The 21,839-nt window shown below is 45.3% G+C and carries 25 protein-coding genes and 1 pseudogene; 6 read left to right on the top strand and 20 right to left on the bottom strand.

Translation table 11 applies throughout. The annotated features are described in order from the left end of the window. Positions 1 to 31: 31 nt before the first annotated feature. The 7 genes from grpE to gpr all read right to left on the bottom strand — a co-directional run bounded on the left by grpE (position 32) and on the right by gpr (position 7,753). Positions 32 to 601: a nucleotide exchange factor GrpE gene (grpE, locus tag BBA02S_RS00120; protein WP_041097334.1), complete on the bottom strand. Its 570-nt coding sequence runs from the start codon at positions 599 to 601 to the stop codon at positions 32 to 34. Positions 602 to 705: 104 nt separating this feature from the next. Next, entirely contained in the window at positions 706 to 1,734 is a 1,029-nt protein-coding gene (hrcA, locus tag BBA02S_RS00115) for a heat-inducible transcriptional repressor HrcA (RefSeq protein WP_041113268.1), read from the bottom strand. Between the two features lie 108 nt (positions 1,735 to 1,842). Then, complete coding sequence (gene hemW, locus BBA02S_RS00110; protein WP_041097338.1) at positions 1,843 to 2,988, bottom strand: radical SAM family heme chaperone HemW; 1,146 nt, start codon at positions 2,986 to 2,988, stop codon at positions 1,843 to 1,845. 72 nt (positions 2,989 to 3,060) lie between these two features. Beyond that, the gene (lepA, locus tag BBA02S_RS00105) at positions 3,061 to 4,893 is read right to left on the bottom strand and encodes a translation elongation factor 4 (RefSeq protein WP_041097340.1); all 1,833 of its coding nucleotides are present in this window, start codon (positions 4,891 to 4,893) and stop codon (positions 3,061 to 3,063) included. Between the two features lie 143 nt (positions 4,894 to 5,036). Then, complete coding sequence (locus BBA02S_RS00100) at positions 5,037 to 5,315, bottom strand: hypothetical protein (protein ID WP_041097342.1); 279 nt, start codon at positions 5,313 to 5,315, stop codon at positions 5,037 to 5,039. Between the two features lie 24 nt (positions 5,316 to 5,339). Continuing rightward, positions 5,340 to 6,509: a stage II sporulation protein P gene (gene spoIIP, locus BBA02S_RS00095; RefSeq protein WP_041113267.1), complete on the bottom strand. Its 1,170-nt coding sequence runs from the start codon at positions 6,507 to 6,509 to the stop codon at positions 5,340 to 5,342. A gap of 140 nt (positions 6,510 to 6,649) precedes the next feature. Further along, entirely contained in the window at positions 6,650 to 7,753 is a 1,104-nt protein-coding gene (gene gpr, locus BBA02S_RS00090) for a GPR endopeptidase (protein ID WP_041097346.1), read from the bottom strand. A 191-nt stretch (positions 7,754 to 7,944) separates the two neighbouring features. Here gpr and rpsT point away from each other — a divergent pair, with 191 nt between their 5' ends. After that, positions 7,945 to 8,199, top strand: a complete 255-nt coding sequence (gene rpsT / locus BBA02S_RS00085) for a 30S ribosomal protein S20 (RefSeq protein ID WP_041097348.1) — start codon at positions 7,945 to 7,947, stop codon at positions 8,197 to 8,199. Positions 8,200 to 8,336: 137 nt separating this feature from the next. Here the strand turns inward: rpsT and holA are convergent, their stop codons facing one another. Next, complete coding sequence (gene holA, locus BBA02S_RS00080; RefSeq protein WP_041113266.1) at positions 8,337 to 9,359, bottom strand: DNA polymerase III subunit delta; 1,023 nt, start codon at positions 9,357 to 9,359, stop codon at positions 8,337 to 8,339. Positions 9,360 to 9,642: 283 nt separating this feature from the next. Here holA and BBA02S_RS20050 point away from each other — a divergent pair, with 283 nt between their 5' ends. Beyond that, positions 9,643 to 9,774 carry a YqzM family protein gene (locus BBA02S_RS20050; protein ID WP_041097350.1) on the top strand — a complete coding sequence of 44 codons (132 nt, stop codon included), beginning with the start codon at positions 9,643 to 9,645 and terminating at the stop codon, positions 9,772 to 9,774. Between the two features lie 61 nt (positions 9,775 to 9,835). Here BBA02S_RS20050 and BBA02S_RS00075 read toward each other — a convergent pair whose 3' ends face one another. The 3 genes from BBA02S_RS00075 to BBA02S_RS00065 all read right to left on the bottom strand — a co-directional run bounded on the left by BBA02S_RS00075 (position 9,836) and on the right by BBA02S_RS00065 (position 13,297). Next, positions 9,836 to 12,133 carry a DNA internalization-related competence protein ComEC/Rec2 gene (locus BBA02S_RS00075; RefSeq protein ID WP_041113265.1) on the bottom strand — a complete coding sequence of 766 codons (2,298 nt, stop codon included), beginning with the start codon at positions 12,131 to 12,133 and terminating at the stop codon, positions 9,836 to 9,838. Between the two features lie 22 nt (positions 12,134 to 12,155). Next, positions 12,156 to 12,566, bottom strand: a complete 411-nt coding sequence (locus tag BBA02S_RS00070; RefSeq protein ID WP_041097354.1) for a deoxycytidylate deaminase — start codon at positions 12,564 to 12,566, stop codon at positions 12,156 to 12,158. 74 nt (positions 12,567 to 12,640) lie between these two features. Further along, a complete protein-coding gene (locus BBA02S_RS00065; RefSeq protein ID WP_169799342.1) occupies positions 12,641 to 13,297 on the bottom strand; it encodes a helix-hairpin-helix domain-containing protein in 657 nt (218 codons plus the stop codon). Positions 13,298 to 13,367: 70 nt separating this feature from the next. On the opposite strand from BBA02S_RS00065, the gene comER reads away from it, so the two are divergent. Then, positions 13,368 to 14,192 carry a late competence protein ComER gene (gene comER, locus BBA02S_RS00060; protein WP_041097356.1) on the top strand — a complete coding sequence of 275 codons (825 nt, stop codon included), beginning with the start codon at positions 13,368 to 13,370 and terminating at the stop codon, positions 14,190 to 14,192. Positions 14,193 to 14,400: 208 nt separating this feature from the next. On the opposite strand, the gene BBA02S_RS00055 is transcribed toward comER, so the two are convergent. Genes BBA02S_RS00055 through BBA02S_RS00020 form a run of 8 tightly spaced genes read right to left on the bottom strand, consistent with a single transcriptional unit; the run spans position 14,401 to position 19,406 of the window. Beyond that, a complete protein-coding gene (locus tag BBA02S_RS00055) occupies positions 14,401 to 15,153 on the bottom strand; it encodes a class I SAM-dependent DNA methyltransferase (protein WP_041097358.1) in 753 nt (250 codons plus the stop codon). Continuing rightward, positions 15,150 to 15,506, bottom strand: coding sequence for a ribosome silencing factor (gene rsfS / locus BBA02S_RS00050; protein WP_041097361.1), 357 nt, complete (start codon positions 15,504 to 15,506; stop codon positions 15,150 to 15,152). The genes BBA02S_RS00055 and rsfS overlap by 4 nt, the downstream gene beginning before the upstream one ends. Then, positions 15,506 to 16,078, bottom strand: coding sequence for a bis(5'-nucleosyl)-tetraphosphatase (symmetrical) YqeK (gene yqeK / locus BBA02S_RS00045; protein WP_041097363.1), 573 nt, complete (start codon positions 16,076 to 16,078; stop codon positions 15,506 to 15,508). The genes rsfS and yqeK overlap by 1 nt, the downstream gene beginning before the upstream one ends. Beyond that, positions 16,068 to 16,640 (bottom strand): nicotinate-nucleotide adenylyltransferase, encoded by a 573-nt coding sequence (locus BBA02S_RS00040; RefSeq protein ID WP_041097365.1) that lies wholly within the window; start codon positions 16,638 to 16,640, stop codon positions 16,068 to 16,070. The genes yqeK and BBA02S_RS00040 overlap by 11 nt, the downstream gene beginning before the upstream one ends. Continuing rightward, entirely contained in the window at positions 16,637 to 16,930 is a 294-nt protein-coding gene (yhbY, locus tag BBA02S_RS00035) for a ribosome assembly RNA-binding protein YhbY (protein WP_041097367.1), read from the bottom strand. The genes BBA02S_RS00040 and yhbY overlap by 4 nt, the downstream gene beginning before the upstream one ends. Next, positions 16,917 to 17,765 (bottom strand): shikimate dehydrogenase, encoded by an 849-nt coding sequence (aroE, locus tag BBA02S_RS00030; protein WP_041097369.1) that lies wholly within the window; start codon positions 17,763 to 17,765, stop codon positions 16,917 to 16,919. Before aroE ends, yhbY begins: the two co-directional genes overlap by 14 nt. Before the next feature lie 16 nt (positions 17,766 to 17,781). Continuing rightward, positions 17,782 to 18,888, bottom strand: a complete 1,107-nt coding sequence (gene yqeH, locus BBA02S_RS00025; RefSeq protein ID WP_041097371.1) for a ribosome biogenesis GTPase YqeH — start codon at positions 18,886 to 18,888, stop codon at positions 17,782 to 17,784. Further along, a complete protein-coding gene (locus tag BBA02S_RS00020) occupies positions 18,885 to 19,406 on the bottom strand; it encodes a YqeG family HAD IIIA-type phosphatase (RefSeq protein ID WP_041097373.1) in 522 nt (173 codons plus the stop codon). Before BBA02S_RS00020 ends, yqeH begins: the two co-directional genes overlap by 4 nt. A 369-nt stretch (positions 19,407 to 19,775) precedes the next feature. Between BBA02S_RS00020 and BBA02S_RS00015 the strand changes: the two genes are divergently transcribed. Then, on the top strand, positions 19,776 to 19,913 hold the full coding sequence (locus tag BBA02S_RS00015; protein ID WP_061786744.1) for a sporulation histidine kinase inhibitor Sda: 138 nt from the start codon (positions 19,776 to 19,778) through the stop codon (positions 19,911 to 19,913). Between the two features lie 33 nt (positions 19,914 to 19,946). Here the strand turns inward: BBA02S_RS00015 and BBA02S_RS00010 are convergent, their stop codons facing one another. After that, a complete protein-coding gene (locus BBA02S_RS00010; RefSeq protein ID WP_041097375.1) occupies positions 19,947 to 20,726 on the bottom strand; it encodes a phosphatidylserine decarboxylase in 780 nt (259 codons plus the stop codon). A gap of 121 nt (positions 20,727 to 20,847) precedes the next feature. On the opposite strand from BBA02S_RS00010, the gene pssA reads away from it, so the two are divergent. Next, positions 20,848 to 21,387: a CDP-diacylglycerol--serine O-phosphatidyltransferase gene (pssA, locus tag BBA02S_RS00005; protein WP_041097377.1), complete on the top strand. Its 540-nt coding sequence runs from the start codon at positions 20,848 to 20,850 to the stop codon at positions 21,385 to 21,387. Positions 21,388 to 21,658: 271 nt separating this feature from the next. Further along, positions 21,659 to 21,839 (top strand): annotated as a pseudogene (locus BBA02S_RS21150) (hypothetical protein); the annotation flags it as partial.

Here is a 21,839-nt window from a genome sequence, read left to right as displayed (position 1 = left end):
TGCAATATGCCTCCTTTAGAATATGTAATAGTTATTGATTGACCTTTACCATGGATGGACGAATCACGCGATCTTTCAGCTTATACCCTTTTTGAAATTCTTCAATCACTTCATTAGGGCCGTATTGATCATTGCTATCCGTCATTACAGCCTGATGGACATTAGGATCAAATTCTTTGCCGATCGCCTCGATCACTTCCACGCCTTCTTTCTCAAGGGCGGAAACCAGACCTTTATAGACCATCTCCATTCCTTGGAGAACGGATTGTGTCTGTTCATTCGTCGCTTCCACCTTTAAGGCGCGCTCAAAGTTGTCTAGCAGTGGAAGAAGGTCAGAAATTAAGCTTTGGGCTCGATACTTCTCGCTTGCTTCACGGTCCAGCTGCGCGCGGCGGCGGGAGTTATCAAAGTCCGCAAGGAGACGCAAATAACGGTTTTCCGCTTCTTCAAGCTTTTGCTCAAGCTCATTTATTTTTTCAAGAGAAGCTTCTGCTGCAGGCTGTTCTTCTTCAGCCGGCGCATTTTCCTCTTGTACGGAAGCTTCTGCTGTTACAGGTTGCTGTTCATTTTCTTCTTTCTTCAATTCTTTCTCTTCTGCCATTCGTTTCACCTCCTTTAAAGAATAAAGGGAGGACGGACCCTTCTCGCTTTTTGCACAAAGAGAAGGAAATTAGCCAAAAATCGCTAATTTCCGCCTGCTCCACTTCAGCTATGATAAAAATTAGTTAACGCTTTGGTCATATCATGGCTTAAAAAGTCAACAAGACTGATGACGCGCGAGTATTCCATTCTCGTCGGGCCAAGGATCGCAATCGTTCCGACTTGTTCATTGCCGACGGAATAAGAAGCGGTGATCAAGCTGCAGTGCTGCATAGCAGCATTTTTATTTTCTTTGCCGATCTTGACTTGAATGCCGGCAGGAACACCGCTGATCAGGCGATAGATCCCTTCTTCCTGATCAATCATGTTCATCACTAGCCGGATTTTCTCCACATCATGAAATTCCGGCTGATTCAAAATCTTTGTTTTGCCGCCGAAGAATAGTTTTTCATTCGCATGCAAATCAACAGCTTGCGTAAACATCGCCAGCAAGGCATCATGGTTTTGAATGTGCCGGCGAAGCAATACAACAATTTCTTTATATAATTTATCATGCAGCTCAGAAAGAGGTACACCAATAAGCTTTTCATTTAAGATATTGACCATCTTTTCAATATCGGAAGGATGCACCCGCTCCGGCAAAGTAAACGTCCGATTTTCCACATGGCCAGTATCTGTCACGATAATCGCCACAGCGGCATCTTGGCCAAGCGGCACAATTTGCAGCTTCTTCAGCTTATTATCCTTTAATTCCGGCCCTAACACGATGGCCGTGTAATTGGTCAGTTCCGATAAAATCTCCGCTGATTTCTGTACAATTTTCTCAAGCTCATAAATGCGTCCGCCGAAGATAGAGTTGATCGTCTCTACTTCCTGATAGTTCAGCTTTTTGGGCCGCAGCAAATGATCTACATAATAGCGGTAGCCTCTTTCTGACGGCACACGCCCCGAGGATGTATGGGGCTTCTCGATGAAGCCAAGGTTCTCCAGCTCCGCCATGTCATTGCGGATCGTAGCCGAGCTAAATGTTATTTCTTCTTTTTCTGCGAGGCTGCGGGAGCCGACCGGCTGAGCAGATCGAATGAAATCATCAATAATTATTTGCAAAATAAAAAGTTGACGATCGGTTAACATCGTTGATCACCTCTGTTAGCACTCGCTTGTTATGAGTGCTAAATCTATAAATAAATTATCAAAATCGGCGGTTAATGTCAACGACAGAGCACCGATTATCCTGCTCTGTTATTTTTCTTCAGCAAGCAAAAATGCTTGGAATACTTCATTCCCTAACAGTTTTCCCTGTGCTGTCAGGCGGATGGACCCGTCTTTATCTGCTGTGAGCAGTCCTCTGGCCGTCATTTCTGCTATCGGCTTCCCGAATAAAGATTGAGGGGACCGGCCAAATTTCTCTTCAAAACGGACGGCTGACACGCCTGCTGTCTTTCGAAGACCAAGAAACATCTCCTCTTCCATCTTCTCTTTCTCAGAAAGCTTATTTTCATGAAGCCAAGGGAGGCGGCCCTCCTGTATAGGGGCCATATATTTTTTCAACGGACCGTGATTGGAGCGCCTGATCCCTTCCATATAAGAATGGGCTCCCGCTCCGAATCCATAATAGTATTCATTATTCCAGTATACAAGATTATGACGGCTTTCAAACTCAGGGACGGCAAAGTTGCTGATCTCGTATTGCTGCAAGCCGGAAGCTGCCATTTCCTCTGCAAGCAGCTCGTACATTGCTGTCTCAGTTTCCACCTTCGGAAGCGGCAATGCATCTTTTCTCATTAAATTATAAAACACGGTCTTCGGTTCGATAATCAGTGAGTAGGCCGAGTAATGGGGAAGTTGCAGGCTCAGGGCCTGCTTCAAAGTATCCCGAAAATCCGCCAGCGTCTGATCCGGCAAGGCATAAATTAAATCAATGCTTATATTAGAAAATCCAGCTTTTTTAGCATTTTCAACTGTGGCAAACACATCGGCGCTTGAATGCGTGCGGCCAATCGCCTGAAGCAGCTGATCATTAAAAGACTGGACCCCAAGGCTCAAACGGTTCACTCCATAATCACTTAGCACCGCCAGCTTCTCTGGCGTTAAATCGCCCGGATTTGCTTCAAATGTAAATTCCCCTTTTTCAAAAGGCAAGTGCTTGCGAATGGCCTGGCACAACTGATCCAGCTGTGCAGCGGTGAGAGCCGTCGGTGTGCCGCCGCCGACAAAGATCGTATCAAGCCGGTCTGACGGATAACGTTCCATCGTCATACTCATCTCGCCGGCCAGTGCCTTGATATAGTCTTCCACCGGCTGATTTTTCAAAAAAACCTTATTAAAATCACAGTAATGACAAATCTGATGGCAGAAAGGAATGTGAATGTAAGCGGAACGTATCATGTAAAAACTCCTCTTTGTTTGTTCAATAACGAGAAAAAGGGGAAGCATCTGCGCTTTCCCTCTCTCATTTCCTTATTTATTATTCTCGTCATCCATCTTCAGAACAGCCATAAAGGCCTCTTGCGGCACTTCAACTGATCCGACTTGCTTCATCCGCTTTTTCCCTTCTTTTTGCTTCTCTAGCAATTTGCGTTTCCGGGAAATATCGCCGCCATAACATTTAGCGAGAACGTTTTTGCCCATCGATTTAATGGTTGACCGCGCAACAATCTTCTGGCCGATTGCCGCCTGGACAGGAACTTCAAATTGCTGTCTCGGAATGAGGCTTTTCAGCTTCTCAACAATGGCTTTTCCGCGGTCATAAGCAAAGTCGCGGTGGACGATAAAGCTTAAAGCATCAACTTTGTCGCCATTTAGCAAAATATCCATCTTAACAAGCTTGGATGGCTTGTATCCAATCAGTTCATAGTCAAAAGAGGCGTAGCCTTTTGTACTTGATTTTAATTGGTCAAAGAAATCATAAACAATTTCTGAAAGCGGAATTTCATAAATTACATTTACCCGGTTTTCATCCATATATTGCATGTCGATAAAGATTCCGCGTTTATTCTGGGAAAGCTCCATGACTGCACCGACATAGTCGTTCGGCACCATAATAGAGGCTTTCACATACGGCTCTTCCACAACATCAATTTTTTGCGGATCCGGCATATTGGAAGGATTATCGACATTAATTTCTTCCCCATTGGTTAAGCGGACTTTATAAATAACGCTTGGCGCTGTCGTAATCAAATCAATTTTAAACTCGCGCTCGATTCGCTCTTGGATGATTTCCATATGGAGGAGGCCAAGGAACCCGCAGCGGAAGCCAAAGCCCAGAGCTTGTGAGGTTTCTGGCTCAAATTGCAGCGCCGAATCATTTAGTTCAAGCTTTTCCAGCGCTTCACGCAGGTCATTGAACTTGGATGAGTCAATCGGATAAAGACCGCAATACACCATTGGATTCAGCTTTCTGTATCCAGGCAGCGCTTCGGCAGCCTGATTATGAGCCGAAGTGATCGTATCCCCTACCCTTGTATCTCCCACATTTTTAATGGCAGCCGTCAAGAAGCCTACATCTCCAACTGTCAGCTCATCACGAACAGTCGCTTTCGGCGTAAATACACCGACTTCAGTGACCTCGAATTCTTTTCCAGTAGCCATCATTCTAATCTTATCACCGGCTTTTACCGAGCCGTCTACAACCCGAATATAAGCGACTACTCCGCGGTAAGCATCATATAAAGAGTCAAAGATTAACGCCTTTAGTGGAGCGGAAGGGTCTCCTGCAGGAGCAGGAACCTTTTCCACAATTTGCTCCAGAATTTCCTCAATCCCGATTCCGGCTTTTGCGGAGGCAAGCACAGCTTCCGACGCATCAAGACCGATGACATCTTCCACTTCCTGGCGGACACGCTCCGGTTCTGCTGCCGGCAAATCAATTTTATTAATAACTGGAAGGATTTCTAAATCATTATCCAAAGCAAGATAAACATTCGCAAGCGTTTGCGCCTCAATTCCTTGCGCCGCATCTACAACGAGGATCGCCCCTTCACAGGCAGCCAGGCTGCGGGACACTTCATACGTGAAATCGACATGTCCTGGTGTATCGATTAGATGGAAAATATATTCTTCGCCGTCCTTTGCCTGATACTTCAGCTGAACAGCATTTAATTTAATAGTAATTCCCCGCTCGCGTTCAAGATCCATGGAATCGAGCAGCTGGCTTTTCATTTCCCGTGCAGACAGAGCATTTGTATACTCTAGAATCCGATCGGCTAAAGTAGACTTCCCGTGGTCAATATGAGCAATAATCGAGAAGTTTCTAATATGCTCTTGTCTTCTTTTTTTCTCTTCATTATTCATGTTTTTCTTCACTCCTGTTAGTCGGCGCATGTATACTAGGATTGATTATATCAGCCAGAAAAGCAATTGACAATTCGCAAAAATGCAAGAGCCTTTGCTTTTGCCAAGAAAAAACCGCATCCTGAAAAACAGGCATGCGGTTTCTAACTATTAAATAAGGAAGCAGCAGCAAATGTAACGGCTTCAGCCAAAGATTGCCCCGCTTTAGAAAATAGATTAACATTCTCTTCGTCCTGCAATCTCTCTCGTTTCTTCTGCAGGTCGATCTCCGCTTCATCTTGTTCAAAAAAAGAAAACGGCGGTTCCTCCGCTTGCCCATAGAAGGACGGCGTTTGAGCGTTTTGGCTATGGAAAGAACCGATTAATACACCAATAAAAAAAAGAGAGAGAACAAGGCTTATTTTCAACAGAAAAATTTTCATGGGAAGATCCTTTCTTACCGGCCTTCAGTCAGCTTGTACTGCCTCTGCCTGCCAATAATAGTCTGCGAATACATCCGCGAATGCCTCCGCTGTGCGGTTTAATTCTTCAAATGTATTATCTACCCCGCCAAACTCAATCAGCATGGCTTTATCGGACAGGTCCTGATTGAATTTACCATTCGTATTTTTCCCCTGTTTTAAGATAACTCCTCTGGATAACCCTTTATATTTCTTCTCTAATAGATTGTGCCATTGCGTGGCCAGCTTGACATTTTTTTCGTAGTTTGCATGCTCGCCGCCGACGACAAATACTACCTTCGCATAATCTTTCCCATTTATAGACGCTGTCGTCACTTCCTTGCGCTGCGAGTCTCTATGAATATCAATAAAATATTGCAAATCTCGATGATTAGACTGCGCGGAAGCAACAAGCGCCCGCGACTCCTGATATGATTGGCTGTACTTTCTGCCCGACTGGTCCAGCTTAGCAACGATATCCGTTTTGTCGACCGTGGTGCCGATGCCTTTAGCTTCAAGCGCTTTGCGCACCATCTCGCCCACTTTCGTCACGTTTAAGGCAGAGTGATGAGCAGAATCCGCCGAAGATACTCCTTGCAGATGCGGCAAGTATGATTCCCTCGTATGGGTAAAATACAAATACACCCGCTTTTTCCCGCCGGTTGCCAAAGACGGCGGCGGACTGTCTTTCTCTCTCGGAATCTCTTTGGCGGGCTTGACTGCCACATCATTTCCCTTATCAAGGACTCTATCAGGAGGCTCGGACTCAATCGGCATGTTTGTATAGTCCGTTCCTTCTCCGGCTACTAAGATTTCCCCATCATAAATAGAAAAGCCGGGAACTTCTCTTCCTAAAAAGCTGCGCGGGTCCTGAAAGCGGACATTGGTCGCATACCGAAAAGCTACCTCGCTTAATGAAGGCGGCCGGGCGCCCTCAGGTGCATGGGCCGCAAACAGCTTGTTTTCCATTGTATACAAATAATAAAGCGCACCGCCGGACACATTCTCCGCTGCCTCATTCACCGAGTGGGAAGAGAGGCGATAATTGTAAGTGAGAGACGTTAACATGCCGGCAAATGAAAAAAGTGAGAGGAGAGAGAGTGTAAAAATCATCGTTCCCTTTAAGATCGTTGACAAATTAATTGAAAAAAGTTCATACGGCTGATTCTCCTTCATTGCTCCACCCTTTCTGCAAAAGTCTTGTACTATCGTATGACTTCATCAGAAAAAGCAGAACAATTTTTGTTGGGAAGGATGAGAACAATCGTTTCTCTTGGCCGAAGAAAGGCTGCTCTATCGACGGCTAGGAACCTTGATCACTTTGTAAAAAATCCAGTATTTTCCTGATCGATTGCCGAGTGCAAAGCAGCATTCAAACAGTTCGCTAACAAATTAGCGGTGTCCTTAATAAATAAATCAATTTCCTTTGGTGTGACCATCAAATTGTGTCCCAAGGGAGACAATACTTCACGAATCAGCTGACGCTTTTCCTCCTCAGGCAAGGTGCCGATCATTCCCAGAAAAGACTGTCTCTTCTCCTCATCCGGCAAATGATTCTCCGACAGCCGGTTTCTGCCGAAAGAAAAGCCGGCTGGAGCCAGAGCACCAGAAGGACGGTCCCCTTCTTGGATCTCCTTTCCTAAATGCTTAAGAATAAAATCAATCGTATCACTTGTAATCGATACAGCATCTACCACAGTGGGAACACCGATCGCGATGACCGGAATACCAAGCGTGCTCTCACTCAGCTCTTTTCTTCTGTTTCCTACGCCTGCTCCCGGCTGAATACCTGTGTCGGCGATTTGCACAGTGGCGTTGACCCGTTCAATAGACCGGGAAGCAAGCGCATCAATGACGACTAAAAAGTCGGGCTTTGTTTTTTCTACTACCCCAAACACAATATCGCTCGTTTCAATTCCCGTCATTCCCATCACTCCGGGAATAAGAGAGCTAACGGGCCGGTAGCCTTCCTCCACCCGGTCTGGCTGCAGCTCAAACAAATGCCTCGTTACCATGATTTCCCCGCATACGAGCGGACCAAGCGCGTCGGGTGTCACATCTTCGTTTCCTAAACCAACAACCAGACAGCTTGCGTCTTCCTGAATGCCTTTCTTTTTTAAAAAAGCGGCAAACTCGCTTGCCAGCACTTTTTCGACTTCATGCTGATGGCTTGTATCATGAGTGCGGATTCCTTGCGATTCTATCGTTAAATAAAGACCGGCTTTTTTCCCCGTTGCCTTTTGCCCTTCCTCATCAATCGTAACGGAAGTGACAGTAATATCATTAATTGTCCGCTCTTCCGTGAAAACGCCCGCTACTTGCTGATTGCCTTGCTGGCGTTCCTCTGCCAGCGTCTTTGCTTCCACAGCTAAATCTGTTCTAACTGCATACCGGCTTAAATCAAGAGATGATTCTTCCATCATATGTGCCCCCTTTTAAATAAACTTTTCTTTTAGTCTGCCCAACTGTGTAAAAGTTCATTCCTTGACACAAATTGCGAATGTAACTATTGCAATCTCCCCTTCTGTTTGATAGAATAACTTTTGTTCTTATAAGGAAAATGGAAGTCGAGTAAAAGATAGAATCTCGATCGCTTTAGGAGGTGACCGGAATGCCAAATATTAAATCCGCTATTAAACGCACAAAAACGATCCAAGATCGTACAGAGCGCAACAACCAGCAAAAATCTGCAATGCGTACAGCTGTGAAGAAATTTGAAACAGCAGCTGCCAACAATGAGGAAAACGCAAAGGATCTTTTCGCTCAAGCAGCAAGAAGCCTTGATAAAGCTGCCGCTAAAGGTTTAATCCATAAAAACGCTGCAAACCGTAAAAAATCTCGTCTATTGAAACAGCTTAACGCGTAATCAATGACCGTTTCGCTCAACAAAAAATCCTTCAAGCCCCGCTTGAAGGATTTTTTGTTTCATTTTCTTTATTCCTCTTTTCCTTGCAAGCCAGGCACCCGCTTGCAAGGAAAACACTCTTCATTTTATGAATTCATTCATCTGCTCATAAGACTTTGCAGCTTAAACAGAAACATTTCAACGATCAGCGGCTTAGCCATTGCACTCGTTTTCATGTCCAGGTCGCTATTGGCCAGCAGCATCATGATAGCTGCAAGCTGCTCATCCGAAAAACCGCGCGCCTGGCCAGCTGCAAGCTTCACCCGAAATGGATGCACTTTTAAAAAGCTGGCTATTTGCTGCTGGCCATATCCTTTTCGCGCCAGCTCCTTCGTCTGATAAATGAGGCGGAACTGATTAGCGATTACGGCAAGGATCTTAATTGGCTCCTCGTTCAACTTCAGCAGATCGTAATAAATACGAAAAGCCTTCTCGGCCTGCCCGGTTACCACCTTATCCACTAAAGAGAAAATATCCTGCTCTAACGAACGGGCTGTCAGCTGATCGACGATATCGACCGTAATCGGCTGTGCGCCGGACACGTACAGGGCTAATTTATCCATCTCAGAGGCAAGCATCATTAAATCTGTACCCGCAATCGCAAGAAGATGGTCCAGCGCCTCTTCATCAATTTGCGCTCCGCTGGCTGCTGCCTGGGAACGAAGCCAGGACTTCAATTCTTTATCACTCAGCTTGTTCGCTTCCATGACTTCCGCATTTTTCTTCAGCAGCTTGGTTATTTTTTTGCGTTCATCTAATTTTTCGTAAGGAGCAGAAAAAACAAGGATCGTATAAGGAGCAGGGTTGGCTATGTATTCTTCGAGCTTTTTGATATTATGCTCGATTTTATCCTTCGAACGTTCAGCAGTTAAAAACACTGGATTATTTAAAATAACAAGTTTTTTTTCTCCCATAAAAGGAAAGGTTTCCGCTTCTTCCAGCGCTGTTTCTACAGGGGTTTCCTCAAGGTCGTACGATGAAAAGTTAAAATCCATTTCTTCTGCTGTCAGCACAGATTGAATCAGTCGTTGCTTTGTTTCATGGATTAGAAACGCTTCTGTTCCATACAGCAAATAAAGGGCTGATAATTGTTTTTGCTCTAGTTTTTTCCAAATGGGCATCAATGGCTTTTCTCTCCATTTTCATGTATGATACTCCCATGTTAAAAAAGCTTCTTTCATTTGACAAGGGGAAACTTCTGAAGAAGCCTCCCCGTGATCTATATGAACGCCGGCAACGCTGCCCCGGGAAACAGCTTTACAGACGGTGATCATGTTAATTGTATTTTCACCGAATTTGTCAATCTTATTGCAGTTAACTCTTGTCAAAGCAGGAATTAGCAAGGACAGTCTAGATTTTTTAAAAAGGTTCGTCTATACTATAAATGAAATAGGAGGGGTAGTTGTGAACGAATTTGAAAAAAATGTCCAATCAACGCGTAATGACGCAGTAGATTCTGGAGTGGCTTTTGGTGTTTCTTTCGCTTTTTTTACTATTATCTTCATTATTGCACAGGTTATCAAAGCGATTGGATAACTGCCGCAAAAGCCCGTCAATTGACGGGCTTTTTTCCGCTTCCGACAACCTCTTGTATAGTTTACGGATAGATGGCTGAAAACGTGCCTGTTTCCCCCGCTCTATACTTATACACCACCTCTCCATGAAGATCTGTACGCCAAATCTCTATTCCATGGGCTTGAAGACGGTCGGTCACTTCTCTGTGCGGATGGCTATACCGGTTGTTTTTGCCAAGAGAGATGACAGCCGTTTCAGGTGCCGCTTTGCTCAGAAAAGCTTCTGTCGTTGACGAACGGCTCCCATGATGTCCGACCTTTAACACATCAATATCAATAGCTGCATGTTCCATGAGCTGTGCTTCTCCTTGCGCCTCCATATCCCCTGTGAATAGCCATTTCTTCCCCCCAAGCACTGCATAAATGACGAGTGAATCATCATTTCCTTTATACTGCCTGTCTGCAGGAGAAACAATTTGAAAGTAGGCCCCGCCGCTTTGCCAGCTTTCCATGTATTTTCCGTAGCGGATAGAAGCTTTATGCAGGCGCGCCTTTTCGATGGCCTGCTGCATCACCGGTTTTGTTTCTGATCCCGGGCTAATGATGACTTCCCTAATAGAGAAATGAGGGAATAACTCTTGGGCTGCCCCGATATGATCATAGTCGCTATGTGTCAGAATCAACTTATCAATACGAGTGACTCCTCTTCCTTTTAAATAAGGAATTAGAACATCGTCACCAATCGAAAAGCTGTTTCTTTGCTTTTGCCATTCCTCCTTCTGAAACGGCAGCAGCCCGCCTGTATCGATCAAATAATTTCCTTTGTTAAACGGAAGGGCAATAAAAATCGCATCTCCCTGCCCTACATCGATAAATGACACCTCTCCTATCGGCGAATAGGTGTGCGCCGTTACAGGAATACCAATGATCATCACCAGAAAAGCGATTACCCGTTTCCCGTCCTGTGTTTTTTCCCATTGCAGAAAAGCTGCCAGCACCAAGAGGCAAATAAGAGTCAACAGAAACTCTCCCGGGCGGCCGGTGACAACGACGGTCCCCGGCCACCTGCTCACTTCTACCGCGATTTGATCTGCTTTTTCAAGCAGAAGCTGAAGCGGCTCTAATAAAATCACGGCGGAGCTCAGCAAAAAACTTAAAGGAAAAATAATTACAAGCAGGGGCAAAACGAAGAAAGAGTAAAAGGGAACGAAAAATAAATTGGCGACAAAGGAATAAATAGACACCTCAAAAAAGTGGTACATCAATACTGGTAAACCGGCCATTTGGGAAACAGAGGTGACTGCCAGCATTTTCCCTAAGAGAGAAGCCGGGGCAGACAAGATAAACGGAGAGGAAAGAAGCAACGAGAAACTAACGAGGTAAGAAAGCTGAAATCCAGCCTGATAAATCAAGTACGGATCAAGCATTATCACGATGATAAAGCTTGCGCCAAGGGCATCCAGAGAAGTAAATCGCCGCTGAAAGCGAAGGGCCAGCAGGATAAGAATCGTCATTAACGCCGCCCGGACGACAGGGGGAGAGCCGCCGGCTAAGAGCGCATATACCGGAAGAGCGATAAGCAAAGCGGTTTGAGCCGTTTCTTTCACTATCCCCGCCCGTATCATCACGTAATAAGCCAAAGAAGTCACTAAGCCAACATGAAGGCCTGATATAGCCAGCAAGTGAATGATGCCGAGACGCTGATAAGCGGTCAGCACCTCTTCCTCAGTTAAAGAGCGGTCCCCAAACAATAAAGCAGCAGCAACGGGCTGCAAACCTTCAGGAAAAACTGCTTTTAGATGGCTGATTCCTTTTTGCCGCCATTGCAGAATATCCTTCTTGATCGTTTTTCCACCGTTTACACAGGATGATAAGGACAAGCGGTCAGCCTTCAGCTGCCAGAAAATATGCTTGTTCTTGAGAAACGATTGATAATCAAAGCCGTTCCGGTTGCGTTTTCCTCCAGGCTCTTCCAGCTTGCCCGCAACATAACAAACGGTTCCCGGCAGCAATCCTGCCTGAAGCTGTTCCGCTTCTTCAGCAGAAGACAGCCGGTAAATCAGGCGCAACCTTTCTTTATGATCCGCTGTGACAGTCGCTTTCAGCCGGTCCCCATCAATCATCGTCTCACCCGAAAACGTTACCAGCCATTTCTCTTCATCCCCAGTAAAAGCTGTATTGTTTCGTTCCTCCGCCCATTGTCCGGCTAAAAAGCCGGACACGGCACAACTAAAAAGAGCTGCCCTTCCCCTCTTATCAAGCTGAATGATAACAAAGAAAACGGCAGCAGTCAGAAGCAAACGGAGGCTTCCTAACGAAGGAAGCGCCCACAATAAACCTGAGAGTACACCCATTGCCATATAAATAAGCTTTCCGCGCATAACTCCCCCTTCAATAGTTTTATTAAGGTAAATGAACGACTTCGATGTCCTTTAAAAAATGTTTATTCCATTTATTCGGATAAGCATTTCTGTAAACAATTTTTTTGATTCCAGCCTGCGCCAATGTCTTTGCACAGTTTTCACACGGTTCATGCGTGACGTAAGCAGCCGCGCCTTTCAATTTATCCCGCTCTGCGTGCAGAACGGCGTTTAACTCCGCATGCAGGCATCTGATGCAGCGCTTTTCATCTGACAGCAGACAGCCTTCCTCCTCACAATGGGCATGTCCATGAATAGAGCCGTTGTAACCTGTAGAGATGATATGCTTATCCTTCACAATCACACAGCCAACATGCAGACGGTTGCATGTGGAACGGGTCGAAACGACTTGGGCAATATCCAAAAAGTATTCATCCCAGCTCTTTCTGTTCATCTGTTCTCACTCTTCCTTCAGCAAATTCATTTTTCTTTAGTGTAGCGGCAATAAAACGCTTCCGTCAATCCCTGTTACTGAACAACTACAAGCGGCGCCAGCTTTTCAAAGGTTTTGTCTCCAATGCCCGAGACACTTTTCAAGTCATCCGGCTTTGTAAAGGCTCCTATCGTTTCCCTGTAATCGATAATTGCCTGAGCTTTGGCCTTCCCGATACCCGGCAGCTGTTGCAGCTCCTCGACGGACGCTTTATTAATATTAAGAGCTGCTCCCCCTCCTGCCGAATGCCCGACTGTGCTCTTCTCCGGGACAGCAGCTCCTGCTGCCTCTTCCGGCGGCGTCTCGCCGACTTTCGGCACATAAATGATCATTTCATCCTGCAGCTTCTGTGCGAGATTGATGGCTGTCCGGTCAGCCTCCTTTTGAAAACCACCCGCCTTCGTTATTGCGTCGTTAATCCTCTCTCCGTTTTTTAACGAGTAAATACCGGGCGCCGCTACAGCTCCTTTAATATCAACCATGAGAACAGCAGGCTCCTGCGGCTCTGACAGCGGAGGTGCCGGCACTGGAGCCATGCTTTCTCCGGCCGGCACTGCTTCTTCCACGGCCGGTATTTCGGGTGAAGTCTCTTCAGCCGTCAGCTGGTAGAGCCCGAACGCCGCAAGTGCGCCTCCTGCCAAAATGTACATTTTGTACTGGGTGATCCATGTTTTTATATCGATCTTTCTCACCTCTTTCTCATAAACCAGCTTTTCTTTCATACATTGTAAAAGCAGCTTGTATAAGGAGGGAAAATACTGAATGAAAATAGGAGTAGCCGGAACAGGCAATATGGGAAGCATCTTAATTGATGCTTTAGTGGCATCAAAAGCTGTCTCTGCTTCCGACCTGGTCATTACGAACCGAACACCGGAAAAAGCACAGCAGATTCAGAAAAAGCACCCGGACATTACAGTCAGCAAAGAGTTTGCCGGGCTCGTTCAAGCATGTGAGCTTTTATTTATTTGCGTAAAACCCCACGACATCCATCCGCTGCTTCAGGGCGCCCGTTCTTTGTTTCGCCCTGAACAATGCGTCGTATCTATTACTAGTCCCGTCAGTACCGCCCAATTAGAGTCGGTCCTGCCATGTTCATGCATGAGAATGATCCCGAGCATCACGAATAAAGTCTTATCAGGAACCGTTCTCTATACCTTTGGAGAAAAATGTGAAGAAAAATGGAAAGTCGAAATGAAAAAGCGGATGGATAAATTGTGCAAAGAGGCTGTGGAAATTGATGAGGCAGTGACACGTGCGGCCTCTGACCTTGTCAGCTGCGGCCCGGCATTTATCAGCTTTCTGACGAGGAAATTCATCGAAGGAGCCGAAACAACCGGAATGGAGGCAGAAACAGCAGAAAAACTGGCAGAATCCATGCTTGCCGGCCTTGGAGAGTTATTTAAACAAAAAGAGTATACACTAGCCGAGTTAGAAGAAAAAGTATGCGTAAAAGGAGGAGTGACCGGAAAAGGGATTGCTGTTTTAGAAGCGGAGACAGGGGATATGTTCACGAAGCTGTTTCAAGCCACCCATAAGAAGTTTGCTGAAGACAAACAGGAAACAGCGGCGCAATTTGGAATCCCTTAATTTATTCGCCGCTGAATCAGAAAATCCTTTTTATTTTTTCGATAGGCGTATAGGCTTTCCCGGCGGTCAATTAAAAAATGGGAGCTTCAGTCATTTTCATAAAAAAGAAAGAGCTGCCCCAAAGGGTCATGAAAAACGACCTTTTGAGGCGGCTCCTTTTCTCTGCCTGTTTTTATTTCAGAGACTTGTTGGACAGGCCTCTCTCCATTTATGGACGGACGGAGCCGCTTGTACAAGAGAAGAAAATTCTCTCACTTGCTTCGTCCGGCGGCTGATCAGTAAAATCGGCTGTTATGGCAATGTTGGTAAAACCAGCTTCCTCAAGCCATGCTTTATACTGTTCAATAGCAAATGCACGCTGGACATGCAGCTCATCAAATCGTTCATATAAACCGAGCTTGTCCTCACGAACGAAAAAGGTCAGTTCATGTTCTACGCTATCGGGATACTCTCCATCAAAACAATTCCAAATGTAAGAAACCGAATCATCGACAGCCGTGAATGTACCGTCTTTGAAAATCGCACGCATTTTATATAAGGAATGAACATCAAATAAAAGCGAGCCGCCCGGTTTCAAGTGCTTTTTCACTCCTTGAAACGTACGCTTGATGTCCTCCTCCTCTGTTAAATAATTAAGGGAATCACAGAAAATCGTAACAGCATCAAAAAGACCGAGACCTTCAAGGCTGCGCATATCCTGCTGGAACAGCGGAATCATCAGCCCTTTGCTGTCCATTTTCTGCCGGGCGGCAAGCAGCATACTGTCTGACAAATCTGCCCCAGTGACGTCCCAGCCGGCTTCCGCAAGCCGCCAAGTAAATTCTCCAGTGCCGCATGCAAGGTCTAACACCTTTTTCCCTGATAAGGCCGATGTATGCCGCCGGAAAAAAGCAAGCCATTCTCCGTACGGCACATCTTCCATTAAAAAGTCATACACATAGGCGAAGCGTTCATAGGTCATGAAAGTAATTCTCTCTCCACATCCAGCTCCGGAGCATCTCCCCAAAGGCGTTCCAAGTTATAATAGAGGCGCTCCTCACGATGGAATACATGAACAATGATGTCTCCCAAGTCAATTAACACCCACTGTGCTTCATCAAAGCCTTCCATCCGCTTGACTTCATAACCAAGCTCCTCTGCCTGCTCTTTAATCTCACGGGCAATGGCTTGCACCTGTTTATCAGAGTTTCCATGACAGATCATAAAGTAGTCGGCCATAAGCGAAATTCCCCTCATGTTTAGCACCACAATATTTTCTGCACGCTTATCGTCTGCCGCATTAGCGACCCGTTGTAAAATTTCTGGTTGATCCATTAATTAGCCTCCTCTTTTTTCATCGTTAAATCATTGTACGTATGAAAAGTATCCGGATACACCGGCTGATTTTTCTTCATCAAAAACTGAATCGTGTTTTTTAGTGCCTGAATGAGCGCAGCATCCAAATCTTGCTGCGCCAACTCACGTACTTCCTCGACACCCGGAAAGCGGCGACCCGGTTCAATATAGTCTGCAACATAAACCACTTTTTCAAGCAACGTCATGCCAATTCTTCCTGACGTATGGTAACGGATCGCATTCAAAACAGCTTCATCCGTCACGCCAGCTTCTTTTTGCACTAAATAAGCGCCTGCCGGAGCATGCCATAGCTCTGAATGAAAAGAAAGCAGCTGCGGGTCCATTTTTTGCTGCTTAATGATAGCCGCCATCTCCTCTTTGGAGCGGAACTTGGCATAATCATGAAAGATTGCAGCCAGCTCGGCCTTTTGAACATCAGCCCCGTACTTCTCGGCCAGCATAATGGCGGTATCTACCACCCCGAGAGTATGTGTATAGCGATGCTCGGTTATTTGATCTCTCACTAGCGAGAGTGCCTCTTCACGCTTCATATAGACGATTCTCCTTTATATAAGCGATTACCTTCTCAGGGAGCAAATAGCGCAGCGTGCCTCCACTTGCAGCCCTTTGTCTGAGCATGGTAGAAGACAGATAGATTTCCGGTGTGTCAACCAACTTCACCGGATAGGGGGTCTCCACGGAATACCCCGGCCGGCGCACCCCGGCAAACGTAACCATCCGGCTAAGCTCGGCAATTTTGTACCATTTCGGCAAGTATTCAATCATATCGCCGCCGATGATAAAGTAAAATTCCGTTTCAGGCTCCTGCTCCTGCAGCGCCTTCATCGTGTCAAACGTATAAGAAGTACCTTTACGCTCCATTTCTATCAGCTCAAGTACAAAACGCGGGTGCCCGTCAATAGCCGCTTGGAGCATATGGATGCGGTCTTCATCAGTCACACGATGATCCATCTCTTTATGCGGCGGATGATAGTTCGGCATAAAGCGGACCTCATCCAACTGAAGGGCCTCAAGCACCTCATTGGCGATCATTAAATGGCCCAAATGAGGGGGATTGAATGTTCCCCCTAAAATGCCTGCTTTTTTCTTCATCTTGGCAGCTCGATTTTTTTGTTTTCTCTCGATTCTTTATACAGCACAATAATGCTGCCAATGACCTGCACGAGCTCGGCACGGGCTCCTTTCGCTAATAGCTTTGCCACCTCTTGCTTATCTTCTCCGCAATTTTGCAGCACACTGACTTTAATTAATTCGCGCGCTTCAAGCGCATTGGCGATTTGTTTCACCATATTTTCATTTACCCCGCCTTTTCCTACTTGAAAAATAGGATCCAGATGATGGGCTTTCGAGCGTAAAAATGTTTTTTGCTTAGTTGTTAACATAGTTTCCTCCTAGTTGATGTCGTACAATGTCTGCCATTCGTTCAATATCCGGTGTTTGGCCTGTCCATTTTTCAAAAGCGAGCGCTCCTTGGTAAACAAACATTTTCAGCCCATTTTGTATACGGGCTCCCTGTTTTTTCGCTTCCTGCAGGAGCTTCGTTTCAAAAGGATTATAAATAATATCAGAGACAAAGGCGCCCGGCTTTATATTTTCAACAGACAGCGGAGCTGCTTCAATAAGCGGCAGCATGCCGATTGAAGTGGTCTGGATAATAATATCATATGCCGCCAGCTCCGCTTCCGCTTCCTGCGTTGTTTTTACCGTGCCAGCAACAGAATAAGGGCAGCTCTCCGCAAGACTGGCTGCTTTTTCAAGCGTACGGTTGGCAATATCGATCTGATTGACCTTTTCTGAAGCCAGCGTATAATAAATGGCACGCGCGGCTCCTCCTGCGCCGATGAGCAATACCCTCTTGTCTTCAAGCGGCCCGCCGCACTCCTCGCGCAGCCCTTGCACAAAACCTGCTCCATCTGTGTTATATCCCGTCCATCCGCCGTTTTCGCGGACGACTGTATTAACGGCGCCGATTGCCTTCGCAAGCGGATCAATCTGGTCAAGCAAGGGCATAATCGCTGTTTTATGGGGAATTGTCACATTAAATCCTTGCACACCGATCGCCTTCATGCCGTGAACAGCAGCGGCTAAATCAGCCGATTTCACATGAAAAGGCTGGTAATATCCGTCGATGCCAAGCTGGGCAAATGCATCGTTATGCATCAGCGGAGACATGGAATGAGCAATTGGATCGCCTATAACCCCAAATAATTTTCTCACGGCTTCTCTCCCCCTTCTAAATTAAGGATTTCCGCAGAAAGACACTAACTCCCTTTGGCACATAAGCGGCTACTTTGGCGCCCGGTTCATTAATGGTCACCCAGCCAAGGCCTGAGAAGACAACATCCATTTTTTCTTCCTTAATCATGAATTCCTGGCGGGTAAATTCCGGAAAGCCTTCCATTTCCTCTCTGCGCGGCGGAGTAAGCAATTCTCCTGCATGAGAAGCATACAATTCATCTGCTTTCTCGAGCTTTGTCCGATGAATCATTAATTCATTGGACAAATAACACGTGAAGGAACGGCGCCCTCCTGAAAGATAATCAAAGCGAGCCAAACCGCCAAAAAATAATGTTTGCTGCTCGTTTAACTGAAAAATCTTCGGCTTGATTTCTTTTTTCGGCGTAATGTATTTTAAGTCCCGTTTATCAACAAAGTGAGCCATTTGATGGTGATTAATGATCCCCGGCGTATCCACAAGAAAATGGCCGTCATCTAACGGAATCTCAATCATATCAAGCGTCGTTCCTGGAAAATGAGACGTGGTAATTACATCCTTGTCTCCCGTGCCCTCTTTAATGATACGGTTAATAAACGTGGATTTGCCTACATTCGTGCACCCAACGACATATACATCCTTTCCATTGCGATAATGATCAATTGCCTCCATTGCCTCTTGCATGGAGGCTCCCTTTGCCGCACTGACAAGCAGAACGTCAATTGGCTTTAAGCCAAGCTCTTTGGCTTGCTGTTTCATCCAGTTAATCAACCTGTTTTTCTTCACTGACTTAGGCAAAAGGTCTGCTTTGTTGCCAATCAAAAGAACCGGATTCTTCCCGACAAAACGGTGCAAGCCAGGCAGCCAGCTTCCATTAAAATCGAAAATATCAACAACTTTTACAATCAAGCTGTCTGTTTGTCCAAGTGTGTTCAAGATGTTTAAAAAGTCGTCATCCGTCAAAGAAACATCCTGAACCTCATTATAGTTCTTCAAGCGAAAACAACGCTGGCAGACAATCTCTTCTTTTTCCAGAGCAGAAGCCGGCGCATAACCAAGGCCGGCCGGATCTTCTGATTGTACGCTGACTCCGCATCCTATACAAATAATCTTTTCGTTATTCACTTACTTTCCTCCCATTGAATTAAACCTTTTCGTTTAAAGAAGTTCATAATCCGCCGTTCAATCCGGCGGTTGAACTGCGTCCAGAAACCATCCGTCTGGGCGACCGGCACCACTAAAATGGTATAAAAGCCGTTTCGGTTGCCGCCAAATACATCTGTCAGCAACTGATCACCGATTACGACAGTTTCTTCCTTTTTCGTGCCTAATATTTTTACAGCTCTTCGAAACGCTTTTCCCATTGGTTTGCGGGCTTCAAAGATGTATGGAATATCAATAGGCTGCGAAAAGGTGCTTACGCGTTTTTGATTATTATTGGAAACAATTAGCACTTTAATGCCTGCTTTTTTCATTTCCTTGAACCATTCCAGTAATTCCGGCGTTGCATCGGGGCGATCCCAAGATACAAGTGTATTATCCAAATCGGTAATGATGGCTTTCACCCCTTTGGACTTCAAATATTCCGGTGTAATGTGAAAAATGCTTTTAACATGCTCGCTCGGCAAAAATTTCTTTAACAATCCCTACACTCCGTTCTCTAGGCTTTCATTGCCTTTATCATAGCTGATTTTAGCTGTCGTGACAAAATAAAACGTTAAAACACCCAACAGTAAACTGTAAATTTTTTTAAAAAACGAAAAATATTTTCCGACATTTTTTTCACTTTTAAAATGTGGATAACTTTATACACATTATCCTTTTAGTTTTCTGCCCTTTCCCCCTACTTAAACACAATCTATCCACAATTTATCCACCTAACTCTGTGGATAAAGGAACACTTGTTCTTTTTGTTTATATTTAGTACAGTGGGGTAGTAAACAACTTGAACCTACCATCTTATGCCACTTCACCTATTATAGACCACTTATTTCTTTGGAGGTGAATAAGACATGCACCGCATCTCTGATGATGTTCTTTTAGAAGCTTATGCAAAAGCACGCAAGCTGGATCTTAGCCGCGATTTTATCTTATTAATCGAAGACGAATTAAAAAAGAGAGCTCTTTACTTCCAAGTACAAGCGCACTAATATAGAAAGCACTCGCTCAAGCAGTGCTTTTTTTTATGCAAAAGTGCCGACGGTCTCACCGACCTTTACTTCGCAAGGCACAGCCAATTGTTCATTCAATCTAAATGTACCTGGCTCAAACAAGAGGACAACCGTAGAACCAAAGTTGAAATAGGCTACCTCTTCCCCTTGCTTCCATGTTGGCCTGTTATGGGAACGCTCAATCGAGTTAACGAACATCGCTCCTACTTTCACTACAGCCAACTTCCCGCCCTCAAAGGTCAGCTCGGTAATTTCACGGTAATTCTTGGCAAGCGGTGCTTTGCCATATTTCAACCCGGGGCTGTTCACAGGATAAGAGTGCCTGCCAAGCGCCCATGTTTCCGTCACCTGTCCATCAATTGGGCTATGGATTCGATGATAATGGCCAGGGCTTAAATAAAAAACAAGAAACGTGCCGTTTTCATAATCAGCAGCTTTTTCTCTGCTGCCGAGCATCTCAGCTACAGAATAAGGCTTCTCCTTGACTACGATCTCACAGTGGCTTGTAATCACCCCTGTTTCTGCGAGCAGAGCATCAACCGGGCTGACCACTTGGTTTTTCCCGTACTCAATCACCCTTGCTTCGGGCAGCAGCTGACGAATAAAGAAATCGTGAAGTGTCTGGTAATGATCAGCCGGATGGGCCATCTCCTCTTCATTGATTCGGTAAGCTTTAATAAAGGGACGGATCATCGGCTTGCTTACAGAAGAGCTTGTATAGCGCTCCAGCAATCGCGAAGACCATCTTTTATTTGTTAACTCAATAAAAAAACGATATAAATGCCGTTGCACGGTTTAACCTCCAAAAATTTAAAAATCCAATCCACTTTATGGTATAATAGATCATCGTTAAAATATTATTATATAATAAACTACCGGCAGATTCCCTGCTAAATTCGAGGAGAGTGTAAATTTGTTTATTTCTCAAGTCATAGACGTCACTATAAAAAAAATAAAAGCTCAAACAGCTAACGTACTTACAATGGGGAACTTGGCTTTAGGCGGCTTTTCCATCCTGATGACGATGCATGGACAACATCACTTGGGCCTGCTGCTTATTTTTGTCGCCGCTTTAGCTGATCGCTTTGATGGAATGGTCGCACGAAAAATGAATATTGAATCTGAACTGGGCAAACAATTGGACTCTATGTGCGATATTATTTCTTTTGGTGTGGCCCCCGCTCTACTATTGTATACCGGCATATTATCTGAATTCGGCTTCCCCGGCTGGTTTTTCACGGTATTTTATATTGGTTGCGGTGCCTTTAGGCTGGCACGCTTCAATATTTCCGAGAATAATGGCTATTTTCATGGCTTGCCGATCACAGCAGCCGGCTGCTTGCTAACCCTCAGCTATTTAGCCATTCCATATCTCCCAATGCCTTTATTTATGGTTATTATTATTTCATTATCCTTATTAATGGTCAGTCCTTTCAAATTGAAAAAAGTATAAAAACCGGATTTTCCGGTTTCAGTTTATCACCAAACAAACGAGGTTCGGAATGAAATCATTCCGAACCTCGTTCTTTTTTTAAAATAACTTTCAAGCCATCTGAGAAAAAAATAAGCCTCTCCAGGTCACTTATTCAGGTCATTTCTAGCCCCTGCCAAGTCCACCTGGCCATTGTCTTTAGACTCATGACAGCGGAGAGGATCGGCTTCTTACACATCTGCCTCATTCATGTGTAACAAATATCCTTTTAATCACAACACCAACAGGAGCCATGCTTACAGGGCCCATTTTCGCGTACCCCGCTTCCGTCAAGTCATCAATAAAAGCCATTCGCTTGAAAGCCCCTTCCTCACCTCAAGCGTTTTATACAGCTATCCTCTTTTTATACAACCTGTTAATTGGAATGGAAGGCGCAAAGACTCCAGCGGGAGCTGCGGGACAGGCGAGACCCC

Origin of the sequence: Bacillus badius NBRC 15713, from assembly GCF_001591605.1 — a bacterium.
In the GTDB taxonomy this organism is placed as follows: Bacteria; Bacillota; Bacilli; order Bacillales; family Domibacillaceae; genus Pseudobacillus; species Pseudobacillus badius.
This window is presented reverse-complemented; position numbering and strand designations above follow the sequence as displayed.

What these genes read in the sequence shown, in the direction of transcription:
- grpE (WP_041097334.1), bottom strand. Translation starts at nt 601, where the DNA reads ATGGCAGAAGAGAAAGAATTGAAGAAAGAAGAAAATGAACAGCAACCT.
- hrcA (WP_041113268.1), bottom strand. Translation starts at nt 1,734, where the DNA reads ATGTTAACCGATCGTCAACTTTTTATTTTGCAAATAATTATTGATGAT.
- hemW (WP_041097338.1), bottom strand. Translation starts at nt 2,988, where the DNA reads ATGATACGTTCCGCTTACATTCACATTCCTTTCTGCCATCAGATTTGT.
- lepA (WP_041097340.1), bottom strand. Translation starts at nt 4,893, where the DNA reads ATGAATAATGAAGAGAAAAAAAGAAGACAAGAGCATATTAGAAACTTC.
- BBA02S_RS00100 (WP_041097342.1), bottom strand. Translation starts at nt 5,315, where the DNA reads ATGAAAATTTTTCTGTTGAAAATAAGCCTTGTTCTCTCTCTTTTTTTT.
- spoIIP (WP_041113267.1), bottom strand. Translation starts at nt 6,509, where the DNA reads ATGAAGGAGAATCAGCCGTATGAACTTTTTTCAATTAATTTGTCAACG.
- gpr (WP_041097346.1), bottom strand. Translation starts at nt 7,753, where the DNA reads ATGGAAGAATCATCTCTTGATTTAAGCCGGTATGCAGTTAGAACAGAT.
- rpsT (WP_041097348.1), top strand. Translation starts at nt 7,945, where the DNA reads ATGCCAAATATTAAATCCGCTATTAAACGCACAAAAACGATCCAAGAT.
- holA (WP_041113266.1), bottom strand. Translation starts at nt 9,359, where the DNA reads ATGCCCATTTGGAAAAAACTAGAGCAAAAACAATTATCAGCCCTTTAT.
- BBA02S_RS00075 (WP_041113265.1), bottom strand. Translation starts at nt 12,133, where the DNA reads ATGCGCGGAAAGCTTATTTATATGGCAATGGGTGTACTCTCAGGTTTA.
- BBA02S_RS00070 (WP_041097354.1), bottom strand. Translation starts at nt 12,566, where the DNA reads ATGAACAGAAAGAGCTGGGATGAATACTTTTTGGATATTGCCCAAGTC.
- comER (WP_041097356.1), top strand. Translation starts at nt 13,368, where the DNA reads ATGAAAATAGGAGTAGCCGGAACAGGCAATATGGGAAGCATCTTAATT.
- BBA02S_RS00055 (WP_041097358.1), bottom strand. Translation starts at nt 15,153, where the DNA reads ATGACCTATGAACGCTTCGCCTATGTGTATGACTTTTTAATGGAAGAT.
- rsfS (WP_041097361.1), bottom strand. Translation starts at nt 15,506, where the DNA reads ATGGATCAACCAGAAATTTTACAACGGGTCGCTAATGCGGCAGACGAT.
- yqeK (WP_041097363.1), bottom strand. Translation starts at nt 16,078, where the DNA reads ATGAAGCGTGAAGAGGCACTCTCGCTAGTGAGAGATCAAATAACCGAG.
- BBA02S_RS00040 (WP_041097365.1), bottom strand. Translation starts at nt 16,640, where the DNA reads ATGAAGAAAAAAGCAGGCATTTTAGGGGGAACATTCAATCCCCCTCAT.
- yhbY (WP_041097367.1), bottom strand. Translation starts at nt 16,930, where the DNA reads ATGTTAACAACTAAGCAAAAAACATTTTTACGCTCGAAAGCCCATCAT.
- BBA02S_RS00015 (WP_061786744.1), top strand. Translation starts at nt 19,776, where the DNA reads ATGCACCGCATCTCTGATGATGTTCTTTTAGAAGCTTATGCAAAAGCA.